Annotated in this window: 17 protein-coding genes and 3 pseudogenes; 10 read left to right on the top strand and 10 right to left on the bottom strand. The window is 65.1% G+C overall.

Going from position 1 to position 20,191, the window contains the following annotated elements; translation table 11 throughout:
* Window positions 1-10 precede the first annotated feature (10 nt).
* The 7 genes and pseudogenes from RHA1_RS50060 to RHA1_RS52680 all read left to right on the top strand — a co-directional run.
* Window positions 11-232: a hypothetical protein gene (locus RHA1_RS50060; protein WP_148228534.1), complete on the top strand. Its 222-nt coding sequence runs from the start codon at window positions 11-13 to the stop codon at window positions 230-232.
* A gap of 206 nt (window positions 233-438) precedes the next feature.
* A complete protein-coding gene (locus RHA1_RS52690; protein WP_237727100.1) occupies window positions 439-759 on the top strand; it encodes a hypothetical protein in 321 nt (106 codons plus the stop codon).
* A gap of 29 nt (window positions 760-788) precedes the next feature.
* Complete coding sequence (locus tag RHA1_RS52685) at window positions 789-1,097, top strand: helix-turn-helix domain-containing protein (RefSeq protein ID WP_328286579.1); 309 nt, start codon at window positions 789-791, stop codon at window positions 1,095-1,097.
* A 51-nt stretch (window positions 1,098-1,148) separates the two neighbouring features.
* Window positions 1,149-2,049: pseudogene (locus RHA1_RS41580) on the top strand (alpha/beta hydrolase).
* Window positions 2,050-2,085: 36 nt separating this feature from the next.
* Window positions 2,086-2,883, top strand: coding sequence for an SDR family NAD(P)-dependent oxidoreductase (locus tag RHA1_RS41575; RefSeq protein ID WP_011600038.1), 798 nt, complete (start codon window positions 2,086-2,088; stop codon window positions 2,881-2,883).
* A gap of 10 nt (window positions 2,884-2,893) precedes the next feature.
* Window positions 2,894-3,691 (top strand): SDR family NAD(P)-dependent oxidoreductase, encoded by a 798-nt coding sequence (locus tag RHA1_RS41570; protein WP_011600037.1) that lies wholly within the window; start codon window positions 2,894-2,896, stop codon window positions 3,689-3,691.
* A 2-nt stretch (window positions 3,692-3,693) separates the two neighbouring features.
* A pseudogene (locus tag RHA1_RS52680) lies at window positions 3,694-3,900 on the top strand (AMP-binding protein); the annotation flags it as partial.
* Between the two features lie 151 nt (window positions 3,901-4,051).
* On the opposite strand, the pseudogene RHA1_RS41560 reads toward RHA1_RS52680, so the two are convergent.
* From RHA1_RS41560 to RHA1_RS41520, 9 genes and pseudogenes are all read right to left on the bottom strand, one after another.
* A pseudogene (locus RHA1_RS41560) lies at window positions 4,052-5,024 on the bottom strand (IS110 family transposase); the annotation flags it as partial.
* Window positions 5,025-5,195: 171 nt separating this feature from the next.
* Entirely contained in the window at window positions 5,196-6,713 is a 1,518-nt protein-coding gene (gene scpC, locus RHA1_RS41555; protein ID WP_029537820.1) for a succinyl-CoA:acetate CoA-transferase ScpC, read from the bottom strand.
* An 869-nt stretch (window positions 6,714-7,582) separates the two neighbouring features.
* Window positions 7,583-8,677, bottom strand: coding sequence for a HoxN/HupN/NixA family nickel/cobalt transporter (locus tag RHA1_RS41550; RefSeq protein ID WP_011600034.1), 1,095 nt, complete (start codon window positions 8,675-8,677; stop codon window positions 7,583-7,585).
* Window positions 8,678-9,099: 422 nt separating this feature from the next.
* Window positions 9,100-9,351, bottom strand: a complete 252-nt coding sequence (locus RHA1_RS53070; RefSeq protein ID WP_011600033.1) for a helix-turn-helix domain-containing protein — start codon at window positions 9,349-9,351, stop codon at window positions 9,100-9,102.
* A 120-nt stretch (window positions 9,352-9,471) separates the two neighbouring features.
* A complete protein-coding gene (locus RHA1_RS41540) occupies window positions 9,472-11,178 on the bottom strand; it encodes a hypothetical protein (RefSeq protein ID WP_011600032.1) in 1,707 nt (568 codons plus the stop codon).
* An 11-nt stretch (window positions 11,179-11,189) separates the two neighbouring features.
* On the bottom strand, window positions 11,190-11,489 hold the full coding sequence (locus RHA1_RS41535; protein WP_011600031.1) for a hypothetical protein: 300 nt from the start codon (window positions 11,487-11,489) through the stop codon (window positions 11,190-11,192).
* A gap of 18 nt (window positions 11,490-11,507) precedes the next feature.
* Entirely contained in the window at window positions 11,508-13,052 is a 1,545-nt protein-coding gene (locus RHA1_RS41530; RefSeq protein ID WP_011600030.1) for an FtsZ/tubulin family protein, read from the bottom strand.
* 209 nt (window positions 13,053-13,261) lie between these two features.
* Window positions 13,262-14,299, bottom strand: coding sequence for an aliphatic amidase (locus RHA1_RS41525; protein WP_011600029.1), 1,038 nt, complete (start codon window positions 14,297-14,299; stop codon window positions 13,262-13,264).
* A 383-nt stretch (window positions 14,300-14,682) separates the two neighbouring features.
* Entirely contained in the window at window positions 14,683-15,756 is a 1,074-nt protein-coding gene (locus tag RHA1_RS41520; RefSeq protein ID WP_011600028.1) for a substrate-binding domain-containing protein, read from the bottom strand.
* Between the two features lie 54 nt (window positions 15,757-15,810).
* Between RHA1_RS41520 and RHA1_RS41515 the strand changes: the two genes are divergently transcribed.
* From RHA1_RS41515 to RHA1_RS41505, 3 genes are all read left to right on the top strand, one after another.
* Complete coding sequence (locus RHA1_RS41515; protein WP_011600027.1) at window positions 15,811-16,269, top strand: MarR family winged helix-turn-helix transcriptional regulator; 459 nt, start codon at window positions 15,811-15,813, stop codon at window positions 16,267-16,269.
* Between the two features lie 448 nt (window positions 16,270-16,717).
* On the top strand, window positions 16,718-16,939 hold the full coding sequence (locus tag RHA1_RS50055; protein ID WP_016880374.1) for a hypothetical protein: 222 nt from the start codon (window positions 16,718-16,720) through the stop codon (window positions 16,937-16,939).
* A 698-nt stretch (window positions 16,940-17,637) separates the two neighbouring features.
* Window positions 17,638-18,102 (top strand): hypothetical protein, encoded by a 465-nt coding sequence (locus RHA1_RS41505; protein WP_041813600.1) that lies wholly within the window; start codon window positions 17,638-17,640, stop codon window positions 18,100-18,102.
* A gap of 31 nt (window positions 18,103-18,133) precedes the next feature.
* Here RHA1_RS41505 and RHA1_RS41500 read toward each other — a convergent pair whose 3' ends face one another.
* Complete coding sequence (locus RHA1_RS41500; RefSeq protein WP_011600023.1) at window positions 18,134-19,966, bottom strand: sigma-54-dependent Fis family transcriptional regulator; 1,833 nt, start codon at window positions 19,964-19,966, stop codon at window positions 18,134-18,136.
* Between the last annotated feature and the right edge of the window lie 225 nt (window positions 19,967-20,191).

Raw genomic sequence — 20,191 nt, 5'->3', positions numbered from 1 at the left:
GGGCAGTACCGTGGATCACCTGATCCCGGGTGGGCAATGCGCCCCGCGGAATGGAGAAGACGATGACAGCACGAGACGACGAATACCGGCTCCCGAACTGGCGGACGACGAAGCCGCAGGCGAGAGGGTGCAGCGGTGGGAGCAGATGCTGTCCACGACCCACCTGCCGTGGTCGGTGACCGTTCCCGACGACACCTCGCGGCCGTTCGACGCCTACGTTCGGCGCTGGTGAATCGATGATCTGGCGCTCGTCGATTGTGAATGCGATCCCTGCTCGGGCACTCGGCAGCGCCGTCAGGTGGCAGACACCGACGGGGAGTTCTTCGTCGTTCTGATCAACCGGGCCGGCCGGGAAACCGTCACCCAGGATGACATCACCGTCAATGTCGGACCAGGCGATGCCGTGGCCTGGGACAGCACCAAGGCCGCCCGATTCGTGTGGGAAAAATTGTCCAAACGGAGTTTGATCCCCGGGCCGCGCTCGATGAGGTAGGCGGCAAGGCGTGGGCGCATCCCGGGGTCACGCTGCGCGGAGACTCGCCGGCAAGCCAGCTGCTCACCAGCTACCTCGACACCCTCGCCAGCAGCCTGCCCCGGTTGAGCCAGTCCGCCGTCGCCGCGGCCCGCAACGCCACTCTCGAACTGCTGATCGGCGCCGTCCGTCCAGACACCGTCGACACCCCTCCCCGGGCAGCGGCCCGGCTCTGCGCGACGCCATCGACCGGTTCATCGAACAGAATCTGCTCGACGAGCACCTGAATCCCGGTGCGATCGCCGCCGCTCACGGAGTGTCCGTGCGCACCGTCAACCGCCACCGGCCAGACCGTCAGCGACACCATCCGCATCCGCCGCCTCGCACGCGCTCGCGGCGAGCTCATGGACCGGGCAAGCCGATCGGTGCCATCGCCACCAAATGGGGTTTCTCGGACGGCCCCCACTTCACCCGCACCTTCAAGTCGACCTACGGCACCACCCCAAAGGAGTTCCGGGAGGCGTACCTCGCCAAAGGTGGCGCAACGATGCAACAAGATGTCCCGCGTGTTCACGGTCTCACTGACGGACTGATTGAGACTGGAGTCCCACCAGCCCAACGGTGAGCTGCAGTACTGCTTCTGGGCTGGGATTCCACCCACTGAAGGAGATCAACGATGACGCGCCGTGATATCGAGTTCAGCGCAGAAGGCACCACGCTCCGCGGATGGTTCTACACCGCAGACGATTCCGTCGGTGCACGCCCGACGATCGTGATGGCACACGGATATTCCGCGGTCAAGGAGATGTACCTGGACCGGTACGCCGAGGTGTTCGCCGCGGCGGGACTCAACGCGCTCGTCTTCGACAACCGCAACTTCGGTGCAAGCCACGGATCGATCCCCGCCAGGAGATCGATCCGTGGCAGCAGATTCGCGACTACCGGCACGCCATCACCTTCGCCACCACCTTGGCCGAGGTCGACTCCAACAACATCGGTTGTGGGGCAGCAGCTATTCCGGCGGCCACATGCTCGTCGTGTCCGCGCTCGACCGCCGCGTCAAGGCCGTGGTGAGCCAGGGGGCCCTGGTCGACGGCTACCAGAACCTGCGTCGTTTGGTGCGCCCGGACTTCATCGAGGGTTTCCGTGAGCAGTTCGACGCCGACCGCCTGGCCCGATTCAACGGTGAGGCGCCGGCGATGGTGCCGGTGGTCGACGCGGACCCGCACGCTCCCTCCGCGCTGCCGACTCCGGACTCCTACCAGTGGTTCACCGAGGGCCACGAGACGATTGCGCCGTCCTGGCGCAACGAGGTGACCCTGCGCAGCGTCGAGATGCTCGGCGAATACGTGCCCGCCGACTACATCGCCTACATCAGCCCGACCCCGCTGCTGCTGTTGCCGGCTGTCAACGACGTGCTCACCCCGACCGATCTGGCGATCGCCGCCTTCGAGAAGGCCCGCGAGCCCTAGCGGATCGAGATCCTGCCCGGCGGGCACTTCGACATCTACACCAAAGGATTCGAGCAGTCGAGCTCCCTGGCCCGGGACTGGTTCGTCCAGCACCTGGCCCACTGATCCGGCTCTGACCCACAACATTCGAGGAGTGCAGTGATGGGAAACCGTCTGCAGAACAAGATCGCCGTCGTCACCGGATCCAGCTCCGGCAACGGCCGCGCGATCGCTTTGGCGCTGGCCGCCGAGGGCGCGACCGTGGTGTGTTCGGACGTCCGCCGTGAGGCCCGCGAGGGCGGCTACGAGGAGAACGCCAACGTCCCCACCGACGAACTGATCGTCGCCCAGGGCAAATCGCAGTATATCGACGCCGACGCCGGGAATTATGCGTCGATGGACAACCTGGTCACGACCGCGGTCAACAGCTTCGGCCGTCTCGATGTGATGGTCAACAACGCCGGCATCTTCACCGGGCTGCACACCATCGTCGACGAGACCGAAGAAGACTACGACCGCACCATGCGGATCAACTCCAAGAGCGTCTGGCTCGGCAGCAAGTTCGCCATCGCTCAGATGCTCACCCAGGATCCGGTGGACGGCTCCCGCGGATGGGTGGTCAACATCGCCTCGATCGGTGGTCTGGTCGGCCTGGCCGCCGAATCCGGCTACTGCGCCGCCAAGGGTGCGGTGGTCAATCTGACCCGCCAGCTGGCCGTCGATTTCGCCGCCGAGCGGATCAACGTCAACGCCGTGTGCCCCGGCTTTCTGGCCACCGCCATGGTGCGCCCGTTCCTCGACGACCCGGAACTGAACAAGGCGCTGCACGCGAAGTCGCCGTGGCCCGAACTCGGCACCGTCGAGGATGTCGCGCAGGCCACCGTGTTCCTCGCCTCCGGTGACGCCCGCTGGGCCACCGGATCCCTGCTGACCATCGACGGCGGCTACACCGCCCCCTGATTGGAGAACCATGAACCGCCTACAGAACAAGGTCATCGTTGTCACCGGATCGAGTTCCGGTCTCGGCCGCGGCATCGCCAAGGCCTGCGCCACCGAAGGCGCCAAGCTGGTCATCAGCGACATCCACGAGCAGCCGACCACCGGAGGCTTCGAGGACGACGCGGCACCGACCACCGCGGAGTCGATCCAAAAGTCCGGCGGCGAAGCGATCTTCGTCCAGGCCGACGTCACCAAGTCCACTGAAGTGGCTGCACTCGTCAAGCAGACCGTTGCCGAGTTCGGCCGCCTCGACGTCTTCATCAACAACGCCGGGATCTTCCGCGCCGGCAAGCGGCTGCACGAGTTCAGCGAGGCTGACCTCGACGTGTGCTTCGACGTCAACGCCAAGGGCACGTTCTTCGGCGCCCAGGAAGCAATCAAGCAGTTCCTGACCCAGGGCGACGGCGGCAACATCGTCAACATCGTCTCCACCGCCGGGCTGCAGGGCCACCCGAATCAGTCGGTGTACAACATCTCCAAGGGCGCCCAGGCGAACCTGACCCGGTGCCTGGCCATCGAGTACGGAAAGGACCAGATCCGTGTCAACGGCATCTGCCCGACCTACGCCAAGACGGCACTGACCCGGGAGTTGTTCGACGACACGGACTTCGACACCTCCTTCACCGATTCCATCCCGCTGAAGCGGTGGGGAGAGATCGAAGACGTCGCCAACCTGGCCGTCTTCCTCGCCTCGGACGAGTCCAGCTACATCCACGGTGACCTGATCAAGATCGACGGCGGCGAAACCCTCTGCCGCTACTCGGTCTGACAGTGATCGGCGGGAACACGGGCCCGATCGTCGACACCTGGTGGCAGACCGAGACCGGCGCGATCATGATCTCCCCGCTTCCCGGGATCACCGCCACCAAGCCCGGATCGGCGATGGCACCCCTGCCCGGCATCTCCGCGAAGATCGTCGACGACGACGCCAACGAACTCGGCGCCGGCGGCTCCGGCTACCTCGTGCTCGACAAGCCCGTTACCTTATTTACGGTCCTTCACAGAAGGGCTACGGTCGCCAGACCCGGTATGACTCCTTGCCCCTGTCTCACGCATGATCCGGGGGGTGGTGTCGCCGGGTGTGGTGGCGTCGACGGACCGCTGATAGACCTCCGATCTTGTTATCGGGTCAAGCGGCGGCAGGCTCTGGCGTTGTTCCGTGACAGGGAAATGCTTTGATCGCGTCGTACTTCTGATCGGTTTGCAGGCACTGATCGAGCTGACCGAGCGTACGGTTGAACAGATGCCGGAGTGCAGCCGCGTGGCGATCACCATGTTCGCGCCGGGCAAGGTAGTACGCGCGGGCTGCACCTTCCTCGGCCGGCGGCGACGAATGCCCAGACAACCCCGACCGCGGCGAGCCGGTTGTATTTCACGTGGCGGTGAGTGACTGCGATACTGCGCCCCGATGCGCGCGTGACCGGTGCCGACCCAGCAAATGCCTTCAGCCCACGTGCGTCGGCAAAGCGGTCGCGGTCGTCGCCGATCTCGGCCAGCACCCGGGCACCGGTGACGTCGGCAAGTCCCGGAAAGCTTGTGATGACCGCATGGCCAGGGGGCTGCCGAAATGATTCGGACGCAGCCTCATTGAGTTCCTGCGCGTTCTTGCACTCGGCGTCCAGCGTCGCGACGAGGGCGCGAGCCTGGCGCCCCATCGCCTGCTCCACCAAGGGTGGCTGGCGCAGTTGCCGGCGGCGCAGCGCGTCCTGGATTCGAGCCGCGGCGTCATCGAGGCGCCGCTGCCGCCCCGCCCGACGCAACACCGCAAGGATACGGCTCTTGGTCAACCTCGCGCCCTGCTCGGGCGTCGGCGCCACCGACAGAATCGCTCTAGCTTCCACGGTGGCGAGGTTGGTGTGCACACCGTCCCCGAAGGCGTCGAGCAAGCCCGGGTAGTACTCACGCAATAAGGCTCGTAGTTCTTGAGTGGCCCTGGTGCGCCGCCAGATTGCATCCTGAGCAGCGCGGGCGAGCACCGCGATCGCCCGCGCGAGGTCGCTATCGCCCGGTAGCCGCCGATGAGCATGTGCGTCGGTCCGCAGTATGTTAGCCAGCGTCAGCGCGTCGATTTTGTCCGACTTCTTGCGGGCCACCGAATGTCGCTAGGTGGACGGGCCGATCGACAACCCAGGGCGTCCACATACCCTGCGTCAGTACGCTATCCGAATCTCCTCGACCATCGGGCCCACCAGGTCCCAGATCGCGTCGCCGACCCTCCCGGACGAGTCCCCGGAAGGTCCACCGCCCGACGGGAGAGCGGGAAGGTGACCGTCCTAGACTCGCATCGAGCCGGACTCCAGGTACCGCTGGTGGAACGAGAACGCCTCCCCAAGCAGGTGCGGCGTCTGGCCGGCTCCCGCAGTGGCCGTCGCCCGCTCGATGTAGTCGGTGAGCAGCGGCCGGAATTCCGGATGCGCGCAGCGCTCGATGATCACCCGTGCCCGTCGACGCGGCGACAACCCCCGCAGGTCGGCGAGGCCCTGCTCGGTCACCAGCACTTGGGTGTCGTGCTCGGTGTGGTCGACGTGCGGGGTCATCGGGACGATCGACGAGATCGCTCCGTTCTTCGCCGTGGACGGGCTGAGGAACATCGACAGGTACCCGTTGCGCGCGAAGTCCCCGGATCCGCCGATGCCGTTCATGATTTTGGTGCCCATCACGTGGGTCGAATTGACGTTCCCGTAGATGTCGGCCTCCAGCATCCCGTTCATCGCGATGATTCCCAGTCGGCGGACCACCTCGGGGTGGTTGCTGATTTCCTGCGGACGGAGCCGGATGTGCTGCCGGTAGAAGTCGATGTTGGAGGTCAACTCCTCGATCCCGGCCTCCGAGAGTGCCAGCGCGGTCGCCGACGCAAACCGGACGGTGCCGTGCTTGATCAAGTGCAGCATCCCGTCCTGGATGACCTCGGAATAGCAGGTCAAACCCCGATACGGGCCGCGCTCGAGTCCGCCGAGTACGGCATTGGCCACGTTTCCGATGCCCGCCTGCAGTGGCAGCAGGGTGTTCTCCGGGAGTCGGCCACACTTCACCTCGTGGTCGAAGAAGTCCAGCACGTGGGCCGCGATCGCCTCACTGACCGCATCCGGGGCGGTCAGCGCGCTCGCACTGTCGGGGGCGTTCGTCTGCACCACCGCAACAACCTTGGCCGGGTCCACCCGGTAGTGCGGTTGCCCGATGCGGTCCTCGACGTCGGTGAGTTCGATCGGCCGGCGGTGCGGGGGCAGGGCTGTGCCGTAGTAGATGTCGTGGATACCATCCATGGCGTCCGGGACCCACGAGTTGACCTCGAGAATGACTTTCTCCGCGACGTCGAGCCAGGTCTTGTTGTTTCCGACCGACGCGGAGGGGATCAGCTCACCGGTCTCGGTGATGCCGGAAACTTCGACGACCGCGACGTTCACCGCGCCGTAGTAGCCCTCCCACACCTGCTGGGCCACGTGCGAGAGGTGGATGTCGACGTAATCCATGCGCCCCTGGTTGATCTTCTGCCGGGCCGTGGATTCCGCCTGGTAGGGCATCCGCAGGGCGATTCCGTCGATCTCGGTGAGCATCCTCTCGGTCTCCGTCGACACGGACGCCCCGGTCAGCAGGTCGATGGTGAAATTCGCGCCGGCCGCGCGGGCGGCGTGAATCCGGTCAGCCAAGGCCGGGATGACCGCCTTGGGTGTCCCGGCACTGGCGAAACCGCTGACAGCGACGGTGTCCCCCGGACCGATGGCCTTCACCGCTTCCTCCGCCGACGTCACCTTCTGCTGGAGGGCCGAGTGTCGAATCCGGCTCGACTGCACCGGGGACGCGGGATCACTGATCTGGAGGCTCACGGCGGCCAGTGTAGGAGTGGGCGACGTGACGTGAACACCCCGAAAGGTCGTGATGTTCACCGGATCACATTCGGTGTTCGCCACTGCCCGCCGTCCTCGACCGTTCGTCGCGGCCGGGCCGCCGCTCGTCGGCTCCGTGAGGTCGCCCGTCGAGTCGCGCCCGAATGCGCCTCGAAGAGTGATCCTGCTCACTCCCCCGAGCTTCCCGGGTGAGAGCCGGGCGCACATGACGCCGACGGGTCTCGATTCCTGGCCTCCCGACAGCGGTCCGTCACCGCTATGGCGATGGCAGCACCGGACGGTGCCGGACACATCACGCCGATCAGCGATCCTGTGCCCTCCGCCAGGCCATCTCGGAACATCCGGCGCCGGACCCCGGGAATCGGGTTGGGCGCCGTGGGCGAGGGATCGGGCGGCGACGACGCGAGGGTACGTCGCGCGCCCCCGGCACCCCGATGACCTGGGCCCAGGATGTCCGGATGCGTGTACAGGAACTCTCGATCCCGCGAGAACAGCCATGTGAGAGCGGTCAGTACCGAGGGAGAACAGCTCCGCCGGTGAGATGGGGGATTCTTGCGAACCGCGTCTGCAGTTGATGGACGATCGCATTCCGAAGCAGGTCACGATACTCGACGAGGCTCACCCCGACTGTGCGGCAAAATGTCTCGGCGCGGGCGGTTCTTCCGAACGGGGAGCACACGATCGCGAGGCCGGGGATCTCGTTGTCCTCGACATGTTGCGTTGCGGTCGAATCTCTCTCCGCGCGATTGGTTGGTCCGATGGGTGGTCATCGTGCGGTCAGCGGCACCCTCGGTGGTGGTCCGGTGCTCTCCTGGTCAGAAGGCTGACATGGTTGGATCGGGAGCGCGCTCGGCTTCGGCTTTGTGGTAGTGCAGTTTCCAGAGCAGCACCGCGCCCAGCCAGGATGCAACAAAGAGACCGACGATGACGTATCCGAACAGTTCGAAGTGATCGGCGAGGGCGCCATACCAGCCGATCCAGCCGGTGGTTACTCCGAAGTGGTCGGTGAGTGCTCCGGCGAGGTAGACCGATGCCACGAACAGTCCGATGACGACGGTCATCGCGGTGGTGGCCAGGTTGTAGTATAGGCGGCGGCCAGGGCTACGGTAGGCCCACGAATACGCCCGGGTCATGAGCAGACTGTCGGCTGTGTCCATCATCGACATGCCGGCCGCGAACAGCAGCGGCAGGGTCAGGACAGCGGCGAACGACATGCCGCCGTTGACCGCGGTCGTCGCCGACAGCGCCAGCAGGGTGACTTCGCTGGCGGTCTCGAGACCGAGCCCGAAGAGGAAGCCGAGTGGCGCCATGTGCCAGGAAGACTTGATCAGGTTGCGGGCGCGGGAGCCGAGAACGCGGTTGACCAGACCTCGGTTCAGCAGTTGCAGGTCGATCTGTTCGGCGCGAAGAATGCCGACGCGATATTGGCGCCACAGGCGGGTCAGCCCGGTCAACACGACGGCGTTGAGCGCGGCAACGAGGGCGATGAAGCCGATCGCGACCAGGATCGATATTGTGCCGCCGACGCTGCGTATCCCGTCCAGGCTGGTGTCGCTGAGGTTGTCGCCGGCGAAGGCGACGAGAACGGCGAGGACCAGCACGACGGCGCTGTGGCCCATCGCGAAGAAGAATCCGACACCGACGGGCCGTCGTCCGCGCACGAGCATCAGCCGTGTGGTGTCGTCGATAGCGGCGATGTGATCGGCGTCGAAGGCGTGACGCATGCCGAGGATGTAGGCGAGGGTCCCTGCTCCCGCGAAGCCACTGGCGGCCGCGAGGTTTTCACTCTGCCATAGGTAGAGACTCCACCCGAGGACGTGCAGGACGGCGATGGCCGCAACGATCGCGGCGAGGCGCGATCGCTCGGCGCTGGTCCATCGGGTGGTGAACGAGTGGGCTACGGACGCCATGGTTGTCCTTTGTGTCTACAGCGATAGTTCGCTGGCCGCGAGGGTGGATACGGCTGTCGGCGTCTGGTCCGGGGTGCCGCTCAGCCTGAATCGCTCCGTCGGATCGGATATGTTGTGGCACTACGGACTACTTTGCAGTCCGCTGGTGATTCAGGCAGACGCTGAATCATTTCGATCTTCGGGCGTCTTCGAAGGATAGGAGCCGCCGATACATAGCACTTGACCCTCAGTGACAGTCACTTTTACTTTCAGCGCCATCGTCCGCTTCGCGGGCGATCAGCGACCTGTCCGGCCGCCGATCCGGTACCACGAGTCGTGGTCCGCGATGCTTGAACGGATGGCGTGAATGTGCAGCGCCCATCAGGAGCGCCGATGTAACTACTGACGTGCCGGCGCTCGGCGGATCGACTTTCACGCCTCGATCATCGGTGTTGTTCGCGGTACCGGCTCGGACTGATGCCGTGGGTCGCTGTGAATGCCCCGCTGAAGACCGACAGATCGACGAACCCGAACTGGGTTGCGATGTCGGTTAGGGATCGGGGGGTGTTACGTGGGGCCACCATCGCCTGGCGGCAGGCCTCGAGTCGGTGTTCACGAATCGTGGCGGCGGCGGTGGCGTCGAAGCCGATGCTTGTCCTGCCGAGAGTGTGGCCATGGCATTTTCTCCTAGTCAATAGCCGTGTAGGTGTGTGGATCCGGGACTTGTCGGGAACCCGGGGGGCATTGCCGCGGGCCGTAGCGCACTGCGCCGGGCGGGTGCGCTGACCACGCGGGTGCGCGGGGGAAGGCTTTGTTTACGGTGTGGGGACTACCGTTTGGACCGGTGCTTCCATGGCTGCGGTGGTGAGCTGCACCGCGGTGGGGAACCTTGTGACATCGCCGCGCAGCGCGGCGTAGGAGATGTCCAGTTTCCATCCGGTGGCCCCTGAAAGGGGTTTGCCGCACAGGCCTTCGAACTGTTCTGATGGTTCGGATAGCATGACGCCGAGCTCGAGCAGCCATGCGTGGGTTTTGAGACGCTCGCTCGGGGAGAGCGCGTCGTAAGCGTCACGGGCTTCGGTGAAGGCGGTGAGATCGGCCTTGGCCGCCCCGGTGATGATGACGTTCGTGTAGAGGGTCAGTTCGTCGAAGAACTCGCCCTCTGTCGTTCGGAGCGTTCCGCTGTCTCCGGGCAGGAGGAACTCGGAGAGCGTGTCTTCGAGCTTTTTCTGCAGGGTGGCATTCCATTTGGCGCGAGCGGCGAAGGTGTGGGCTTCGATGTACTCGGTCTTGAATCCCGGCCGCAGCCCGCACCATTGCGGGATGTACCCGATCCAGTCATTGATAGCTTTGCGCCACTTACCGATCGGCTCGCCGGGCAGGACTTGCACTCCCGGGTGCGTCAGCTTCGCGACGTCGAAGATCGTCCAGTTCCGGTCGCCGTAGCTGATCCGCTCGTGTGGGGCGCCGGTGAATCCGGCGGGCCGCAGGATCCGGAAGAGTTCACGGCCGTAGTCGTGGACGACGTAGCGGGCGAACGAGTCGTCAACGAACTTGTTGGTGACGTGCACGGCTTGCCGGTGGCGAACCTCGGGACGCACCCCGGGCTTGATGGTGGTGTAGCGGTGCAGGCGTTCCCACGATTGCTGTTGAGGCAGGGCGAGAAACCCGCCGGTGAAGGGGTTCTTGTACATGTCTCCCCAGATGGACACGATCTGCTCGTTCTTTGCCTCGTCCAGCATGCAGTCGATGTCGTTGAGCGTGGTGTACACCGACGCGCCCCGCTGGTACTCCGGATCGCCGGTGCAGGGCAGTACACCGACACCGATCACCGGGACCCGGCGGCCGAGCTGGCCGTTGGTCAGGTGTCGGGCCAGGTCGACTACCATGCCGCTGCCGGTGCCGCCCCCGATGCCGAAGGCCATGAGCACCATCGAGGGGAGCTTGGTGTCGTCGATGCTCCTGGCGAACTCCGCGAGTTCACGGTAGAGGGCCCGGTCCCCGTCGTAGTAGGCGCGCCCGTATATCGCTTTGGCCAGAGCCCGCGGGAAGTGCTCGTTCTCGGCGGGTTGCTCGAGCTGCGCGGCGTAGCGCTTCTCGGCGGTGGGGAAAGGCGTTCCCGTCTCGATCCAGGGCGCGAAGTGATCGGGTGTCCCACCGAACCGGGGGTATTCGGAGCCGAGGAAGGTGGGGAACCGCTGCAGGCTGTCCGCTAGCTCCTGCGGGGTGGGCACGGTGAGGGCGACCGTCTTGATCTGGGCCCGGTCGGCGGGGATTCCGCGTTCGGCGAGTCGCGCGTAGAACGAGTCCGCGTACTGCCGCAGCTGCCGCATGTCCGCTTCGCCGATGTCGACCGCCAGCGCGGTGAACCGGGCGCGCGGGTCGGCCAGGAGGTCCTCGACTTCGCCGGTCCGGAGGAAGGAGTCGATAAGTTGCGCACCCGCTTTGCCGAGGCCGACGATGTGGATGCAGTGCGGGGATTGCTTTCCGGTGGCGCTGTGGTACATCGAAAGTTGTGCCATTTTATCGTCCTTTAGTCCAGGTAGCCGAGGTCTTTGAGCACTGTGGCCGCGGTGGTGGGCCGCTCGTCGGCGATGATGGTCCGGTACTGATCGATGAAGTCGGCCGCGATTCGGGTCATCGTTCCCGCGGAAACCATCTCGATCGCACGCTCGAGATTGGTGCGGCTCAGTGAGTCCTTCCACAGGCGGTGTTTGACATAGATTTTCTCCTGGTCGGCGCCGCTGACCGACAGTGTGGCAGCGCCGGGGAGGGAGTCGATCTCGGCTCCGTCCCGGTACTTTTCGAGCACATTGTCCCAATCGAGTGTCATGGTGATCTTCCCTGCGATTCAGTGCGTGGTCTCGGTCAGTTCCAGTTCTCCGCGGATGGCCGCGTGCGGTACGACCACCCAGCACGCACAGCCGAGGAGGCATTCCCCGCCGACGCCTTCGAAGCGGGTGGAGGGCTCGCACAACAGCACTCCCAGATCGAGCAGCCACGCATGGCGCATCAGCTTTTCTTCCCAGTCCAGGGAGTCGTACACTTCGCGGCTGGCGACGAAGAATTCCATGTCGAGTTTGCTCAGGCGGGGGATGAAGGCGCTGACGGTGGGTGTTTCATTGGACGGGAAGACGAGGCTCCCGGGCCGCACGGCCGTGGTGACCACCGCGGCGAGTGCGCCGGCGGCCGTGTCGCCGTCCTGGTCGTCCGTCTCCTTTCCGAAGACGCGGACTTCGGCGAAGTCGGGGACGGCACTGGCCGCTAGTTCGCGGGCGCTGACAATGTCCTGACCCGGACCGGCTCCCACGCTCAGCAGGTTGATCCACCGATCGCTTTGTTCTCCGCGCGTGGCCGGATGCCAGGCGTTGGCAGGAACGTTCAGCCAGTTCAGGGCCTTGATGGACTCGTAGAGATGAGTTCCGCCATCACGTAGGACGAAATCGGCGAGGTCGCAGTCGATTTCCGTGTGAGTCTGCTGGATGTCGCCTGTGCGCTCGTAGACAGCGTTCTGCGGCACGGCGAAGAACCCTGCGGTGAAGGGGTTCTTGTAGAGGTCGCCCCACACGGCCATGACGCCCTTGTTCTTTTCCGAGTCGATCATGCAATCCAGCTCATTGATGGTGGTGAACATGCGGCCGTCCTGCAGCTCCACCGGGTCTCCGTCCGAGGGCAGGACACCGATGCCCAGGACCAACGCCCGCCGTCCCAGCCGAATCGTCGACAGATGCCGGGCCAGCTCGACGACAATGCCACTACCGGTTCCGCCAGCGAGACTGAAGACGATGCACACCAGGGGTGTCTGTGTGCTGTTCAGGACCGACTCGGCGAAGGAATCGAGTGCGGAGGTCACCTGGCCGCCCTGGTAGTACTCGATGCCATAGATTCCCTTGGCGAGGGCGCGCGGGAAGTGTGCCCCCGCGGAAGGTACTTCGAGATCGTTGGGCAACCACGGTTCGTAGTTCGGGTTCCAGTAGTAGCGGGGGTATTCCGTCTTGAGGAACTCCCGGTACCGCCGAAGCCCCGCGAACAGGGTGCTGTTGTCCGGTGCCGGAAGGCTGACGGTCTGCACGTGCACTCGGTCGACCGGGGCGTCCTCGGCTGCGTGCCTGACTCCCACGAGTTCCGCGTCCCCGATATCGACGGCAAGTGCATGGAAGGGCGTCTCGGTGTCGGCGGCGACGTCTGCGTGGGCGCCGATCATCTCCTCGATGACGTTGGCGCCGGTCTTCCCCAGACCGAGCACGTGCAGGGAGAACGGGCCCTCGTGGTCCCCAATCCGGTGCACGCCCTGAGTCACCAGCGCCTCGATGCGAGATAGATCGGTGGTCAGCCCCAGCGATTCGCTGTCACAGGCGTCGTGGTTGTGGCCGTGGTCATGTCCGTGGTCGGGCATCTATCTTTTCCTTTGCTCGAAAGTGAAAGTGAACTTGCGCGGGCGGTGACGGCGGAAGTCAGGTCAGGCCGGTATGCGTTGCGGGGTGCAGCGGCTGTTCATTCGGAAGCCCTGGGCAGGACCCGGTGGCACCCAATCCGGCTCCGGTCGAGGTCGACCGAAACGTCTGGCGGGACAGGGGCTTCTCCGGTTGGCCTTCTCGGCCGCGCTCAGGCTTCCGAGACGTTGTCGGTGGGCAGGTCGCCGACCGGGCATTCGGCGACGCCGATCGTGTCCCGGGTGAAGGCTTCGACCGATTCCTGCGCCTTCTGGGCATCGTTGACCCACAGCTTGTAGAAATCGAACGGGCAATCAGCGACGCCCTTGTCGCCGTCGCCGGCAGCGTGAACGCCGGTGTACCCACGGTGCAGAAGCTTGAACAGGTGGTTCTGGGATTGGTCGTGCCTGCGCGCGTTCCGGATTTCCGGAATCGACAGCTGCGCATACTGAATCCCGTATTCTTCCGCGCCCGTCTCCCCCAAGGTGCGGCCATCGAACCCGATGATCGCGGAATGACCGAAGTAGGTGTAGACACCGTCGAAACCGGCGGCGTTTGCGACGGCGACGTACGAATTATTGGCCCAAGCCATAGCTTTGGCCATCAGGACGGTCTGTTCCGCGGCGGGGTACATGTAGCCCTGACTGCGCACGATCAGCTCGGCGCCCTTCATGGCGCAGTCCCGCCAGATTTCCGGGTAGTTGCCGTCGTCGCACACGATCAACGAGACTTTGAGGCCTTTCGGGCCGTCGGCGACGTACGTCTCTCCGCCCGGGTACCACCCCTCGATGGGAGTCCACGGCAGGATCTTTCGGTACTTCTGCACGATTTCCCCGCGGTCGTTGATCAATACGAGGGTGTTGTACGGGGGTTTGTTCGGATGATCCTGGTGTTGCTCGCCGGTGATACTGAAGACACCCCAGGTGCCCGCGTCGCGGCACGCGGCGGAGAAGATCGCGGTCTCGGGACCGGGAACCGTTGTCGCGGTGTCGAACATCTCCTGCTGGTCGTACATGATTCCGTGCGTGGAGTATTCCGGAAAGATCAACAGGTCCAGGCCCGGCAAACCGGACTTGATGCCCCGGACCATCTCGCCGATCTTGCAGGCGTTCTCCAGCACCTCGGCCCGGCTGTGAAGCCGCGGCATCTTGTAGTTGATGACTGCTACACCGACGGTGTCGTCGTTGGATGAAATGTCGCCGTGTCGCATGATTCTCCTGATTGGTCATCGAGGGAGTGCGGACATCGTCGTCCCTCAGGGTGGGGAATGTTCCGGCTACGATTCGCGAGGTGGATGTCCGTGCGAGTGGAGCCCGAAACATTCTCATTTGAAAATATACTGTAGGTGAATGTCCGTCAATGGATAGGCGCCCCTTTGGGTTGTTTCGTAGTGCGCGGCCCGCCGCGCCGGGATCGTGACGATGATGCGAGCGGGCCGATGCACTGCCCCGATGTGGTCGGGCAGGGACCGGCGTCGTCGTCGGATATGCGTGGGGCCCGCCGATGGGTGAGTCGTCGTCGAGACCGCCGACTATCACCGGCCTGCCGGTGGCGACGTTCGCTGCGAGAGATTCAGCCAGGTAGCGGTGCAGGCTATAAGGTCGTGAGGATGTCGAAATCGAGCCCGTTGGCGACCGCCAGGTGTACCGGTTGATGCGCCCTGCGGCCTTTGAATTCGACGGTGCCGCGGGGGCCCTCGTACGCGGTCCCGTCGAGCGCAGCGTCGATCGCGGCGACCGAGGGGCTGCCGGCGCGACCGATCAGGTGCGCCAGAGTCTGCCCGCCTTCGTAACACGACTCCGATACGGCGGTGATCGGTGGGCCGTCCGGCCCGTGGAGGTCGACGTACCTGCCCAGCAGGGCCATCGAGTTCGTATCCACCTTCGACCGAAAGTAGGACGCGGCCGCGAACATTCCCACCAACGCGCCGGGCCCGCTCGCGATCATCATGTTCTCGTCCATCAAGGGTGTGAACCTGATCAGCCGGTCCTGAAGGCCGGCGCGGGCGAAGCTCCGGTTGAAGGCCACAGCGTCTTGTCCGACCAGGAGCATGCACACTCCATCGCACTCGGTCTCGGCGATGTGTCGGACGACGCGCCCGATGTTTCGGCCACCGAGACTGACGAACGACTGACCGACGATGTCCAGTCCGATTTCGTCGGCGAACGCGTGCACGGCCGCTGCGGAGCGGCGCGGCCAGACGTAGTCGTCGCCGACCACGTACCACCTCCGCATTCCCATGTGTTCGCGCATCCAGCGCAACGCGGGTTCGATCTGCAGTCGCGGCGTTTCACCGCTGCAGTAGACACCAGGTCGGTGTTCCCCGCCTTCGTACAATGCCGGATAGACGTAGGGAACGCGGCCCGCGAGCACGGGCGCGAGGGTGTGACGTACGGAGGAAATGTGCCAGCCGGTGACGGCATCGATGCGTCCCTGATCGACCAACGCACCCACTTCGGCCGCAACTCGTGCGGGATCACCACCGCCGTCCACCACCTCCATCCGGACCTCGCGGCCCAGAATGCCGCCCGCGTCGTTCAGGTCACGGGCGACCAGCTCGCTCATCGCCTCACACGAGGGCCCGAAAAGGCCGGCGGGCCCTTGCAGGGGCACCACCATCGCGATCGTCCAGTCTGACGACCGGGTACGTTCGGGTGCGTATATCATCTCAAATGAAAGTATTTGTCATGAATGCAGTTCGGGCTAAAGGGGAGGATCGAGATGGCGGAGAGACAGATCCCGGACGAGGATCGGCCGGAGTCCCTGGCGGCGTCGCTGACCCGCGCGTCTCGACGCCTGGCTGCCGATATCGACACGGCACTCAAACCCCACGGGCTTGCCCTCGATCACTGGTTGGTGCTCGAGTCGCTCGCTCGAGAGCGCGGTTTGACGATGGCGGACCTGATTGTCCGGACCGCTGCGAACGGTGCGACGCTGACCCGCATCGTCGACCGTCTGGTGTCCACCGCAGCCGTGTATCGCGAGGTCGACTCGGTGGATCGCCGCAAGGTTCGCGTCTACCTGAGCGCACGCGGACGGGCTCTCCATCGCCGGCTTGCCACCGTCGTACACGAGCACGAACGCATGTTCCTCGAGGGGAACCATTTCCCGGAGGCTGCTGTCCATCGACTGTGCTCCGCCTTCCCTCCGGTGACCGAGGTCAGAGCCGAGCACCGATAGCGAATCGGCGGCTTGCCTCACTGCGACTTCACAAAGGGCGCCGGCCACGACAACCCCGCCGGACCACGGGCCGTTCGCGATGCGGACGGCACGTGATTTCGGAGCAGCCGGCCCGCGCCGTCCGATCAGTGCGGTTTCCGTCAATCCGTGGCAGGAAGGGACGGGTCGGCGCGCCAGTGTGTCGTTGCCTACCTCAACGCCCACTGTGCCGGGGATCAGGCGTTCCATCGAGGCTCCTCGTATCGTCCGGTCGAGCCGCCTATGGCTCGCGTCACAGCTGCCGTATTTCGGAGACTAGTTTTAACCGTCGATACGGATGTTGGGGTGTCCCATTTTCGGACATCCGGGTGGTGGTGCGCTGCCGGTCCTCGACCAGTCCGGCGAGCTGTGCACGCCCACCCCTCGGTATCTGCGCCCCGGAGTGAGGAACGAAGTAGGAGATCAGCGATTGGAATCGTCGGTCCGTCGTCTCAGGGTCGACGGCGCCCTCCTGCGTCACCAACTGGTGCGTGAGCTCGTGATGATCGGTCTTCTGCGGATCCCCGGCGTCACGGTCGTCCGTGCCGCGAAGAATGATTCTTCTCGGCAGGTTGCGGATGCCGTCACGATCGCCAAGCGAAGGAGGAAAGTCGGCACCGATGACGCGCAACAGTTACGGTCGCGGGAGTGAGTGGTTCACCGGAGGTCACCGTCGTCACATCCGAAAGGATTGGGTTTCGCCGAAGTTCGTCGTGGACAGGAATTCCGTGAGGGCCGGTGCTCCGTCAGGTCGAGATCTCGGAGGATGACACCGAGATCCTCACGCTGACGGTGTGGCTTGGCGGAAGTGTCACTACCGATCGCCCTGCGGTCACCGGGCATTCGGCCGTAACCGGGAAGCTGCTCGAGACGATGGTGCCGGTTCTCGGGCCCCCGACGGATCAGGCTGGGACGCGGCGCGGGCGGGTGTCACTGGGTGTACACCCTGCCGCCGACGGGCTGCGCCGGCTGGCGGTCTCTCCCCGAGCCCCTCATCGCCACCATCTCCCTGGACGCACGAATAGTCCTGCCGGCCGGAAGACCTGTGGGGTCTGCGCACGACTATGCCGGTTATCTCGGCCGGGAACCGGCGGCGTGGTCGGCTGATCGGTTGCGTGCACAGCATCGCTGTGTATGTGGGTGGGTGTGAACTGGGCATCGTGGAGGCCGTGGACCCCGGCGCGGGGGATCGTCATGGGCGGTTCGGGAAAGGGGTGGACCAGCGGACGTCGATTCCCGCGCGTCTCCGGCTGCTGTCTGTCTAAATTTGGGACAGTTTGGGCGCGCGAGCCGCAACAACTATGAGGTGTATCACATGTTGTCGAAATGATTGAAGGAGGAACGAGCGCCATGAAGATGGTGAATGAGCCGTACTTCGGTTCGAACTCGCGACGCGTCGTCCTCGAGCCGGGGCTCGACGACGCGCCTGTACCGCAGGAGACCGCGAACAGGGACGACCTAGGGGTGACCTTGGATGTGTCCCTGACGATCGGTACCCGACGGGCCCGCTTGATCGCCTGGAGAGATGACGACGACGACTACGTCGCGCTGGCCGTGGGTGACGTGTCCGGAGCGCAGAATGTGCCCGCGCGGGCTGTCGAGGAGGAACTGCTGCTCATCGAGGGAAGTCGCAGCGGGCTGCCCGCGGAGATCCTCGTGGCGGTCCCATACGTGACTGCCGGCCCCGCTATCGGTGGGAGACGTGTCGTCGACTGCCAGGTGCGTGTGGGCGGCCCGATCCGGGACATGCTCACGATGACCGGGGTGGCCTCGGCGGTCGTCGCCTGGTGCGATACGTCGGCCCCTGCCGCGTAGCGCTCGTCATCCGGGCCGCAGCGTCGAACCGTCAGTCGACTTCGATGCCGAAGCTCTTCAGCTTGCGGTACAGCGACGAGCGCGCGATCCCGAGGCTTGCCGCGGCCTGCACACGGTTGCCGCCGGCGTCGCGCAATGCCTGCACGATCGCGTCGCGTTCGATCGACTCGAGCGCGGTGAGGGTCCTGCCCGAGGTCTGATAGCAGTAGCCGGGGAGGTCTTCGCATTGAATTTCGCCGACGGGACGCTTGTCGAGCGCCGCCTGGAGGGCTTCGTCGAGTTGGCGCACGTTGCCGGGCCAGGTGTATCTGGCCATCGTCCGGGTTGCGGCCGCGCTCAGAGAGGTGCTTCGTCCGTGGGAGTGTTTGGCGAGTAGTTGGCGAATGAGCGCGGGAAGGTCGTCGATGCGATGCCGCACGGGCGGCACCGAGGCCGACCGTTGAAAGTGTGGCAGGAGCTCGCGTACCGGGTCGGCGTCCGCGCATGCCCCCGATACTGTGGCCGCGGCGCACACCGGCCGATCGCTCATGGCTATGTCGTCGAGGAAGGCATGCGCCTTGGTGACCCCGTCGGGCGTCAGGTCCTGAAGTCGACGCAGGATGAAGAGGGTGGGGGCGTCTGTCTCGAATGTCGCCTCATCGGTCCTGTCGTGCGCGAGGTCCGCGAGGTCGTCGGCGTCGAGTTCGATGCTCCTACTGCCGGGATGGAGATGGTGGAAGGTGGCGGTGATCAGGGAGACTTTCCCCGTCCCCGCTTCCCCGGTGACCAGCAGCGACTCGTTCCGGTGCAGGGCCGCCGCGACATCGTTGCATGCCCGCCGCCACAGCGGCGAGTTGCTGTCCTGGTCCAGTGCGCCCGGGCGGCTACTCGAGGTGAAGGCGCCCGCGGCGGAGCGGGAGCCTGTGGTGCGCTTTGTGGTGTGTCGGATGCCGCGGGCGCGCGGTGTCGATCCTTCCTGGACGGCATGCACCTCTACGACGATTCCGGCGATTTCGGACCCGGCGCTGACGCGTGTGCCCTTCAGATGGGCCAGTCTCTGGCCTGGTAGCTCGATCTCGTCGTCTACGGCTTGTCTGCCTTCCATCAGGTATGTTGCGTGATGCGCGATCATTCGCTGTTCGGCCGGATCGAAAATGCTCTGCGCCAGCGCATTCGCCATCGTTACTCGCCCGCCGATCGCGAATACTGCTGTCTTCGAGCGTGACTCGATGCGCAGAAACGCCTCGAACAAGGCCTGCTGCCGCAGGCTTCGATCGTTCAGCAGGCTTTGTTCGATGTCGTTAGCGGCCGAGCGCACGATGCTGTGCAGCATCGGGGTGGAGTGTTCGGTCAGGCACGTGAGGTCGAGAACGCCTTCGATGTGGCCGGTCATCGGATCGTGAATCGGTGCGCCCGAACACGAATAGGGTTGGAAGCGTTCGTGGAAATGCTCCGGTCCGACGATATGGACGGATCGGCCGGACTCGAGAACCGTCCCGACGCCGTTGGTGCCGATATGGCCCTCCGCGTAGTCGAATCCAGGGGCGAGGGAGATGCTGTCGATGCGCAACCCAATGGTTCGGGTGGTATCGACGCGCGCGAGGACCCGCGCCTTGCTGTCGGACAGGGCGATGCTCAGGGGAAGGTCCTCGGTGGCCTCGATGAGCCGGTCGATGATCGGTTGCGAGCATCGGACCAGTCGCGAGGTGGTGTCGACGTCACCGATGTAGGGGACCTCCCCGCCGTCCGCCGCCACTCCCGCGCCCTGCGAGCGCCGCCACGAGGCGGCCACGAAGTCCGACACGGCACCGGGATCGGCGGCGCCGCTGGACAGGTATCCGGCACGAGCCGCCGCGACCCTGAGGCGACGGTCTGACGATTCCATCGGTGATCTCCTACTTCGTTTCTCGCTCCGGGGGTGGCCCGATCGACCGCCGGGGGCGGGTGTGCACAGCTCGCCGGACTGGCCGCGGACCGGTAGCGCACCCACCATCCAGGATGTCCGAAAGTGGGACAACTCACAACCTGCGTGTCGACGTGAGACTGATCTCCGAAGCAAGGGGTGGCCGTGGCCCGAGTCATCGGCGGCCCGACCGGACGAAGCGAGGAG

The sequence above is a fragment of the Rhodococcus jostii RHA1 genome, assembly GCF_000014565.1.
Classification (GTDB): domain Bacteria; phylum Actinomycetota; class Actinomycetes; order Mycobacteriales; family Mycobacteriaceae; genus Rhodococcus_F; species Rhodococcus_F jostii_A.
The sequence above is the reverse complement of the archived record's forward strand: the minus strand, read 5'-3'. Positions and strand labels throughout refer to the sequence as shown.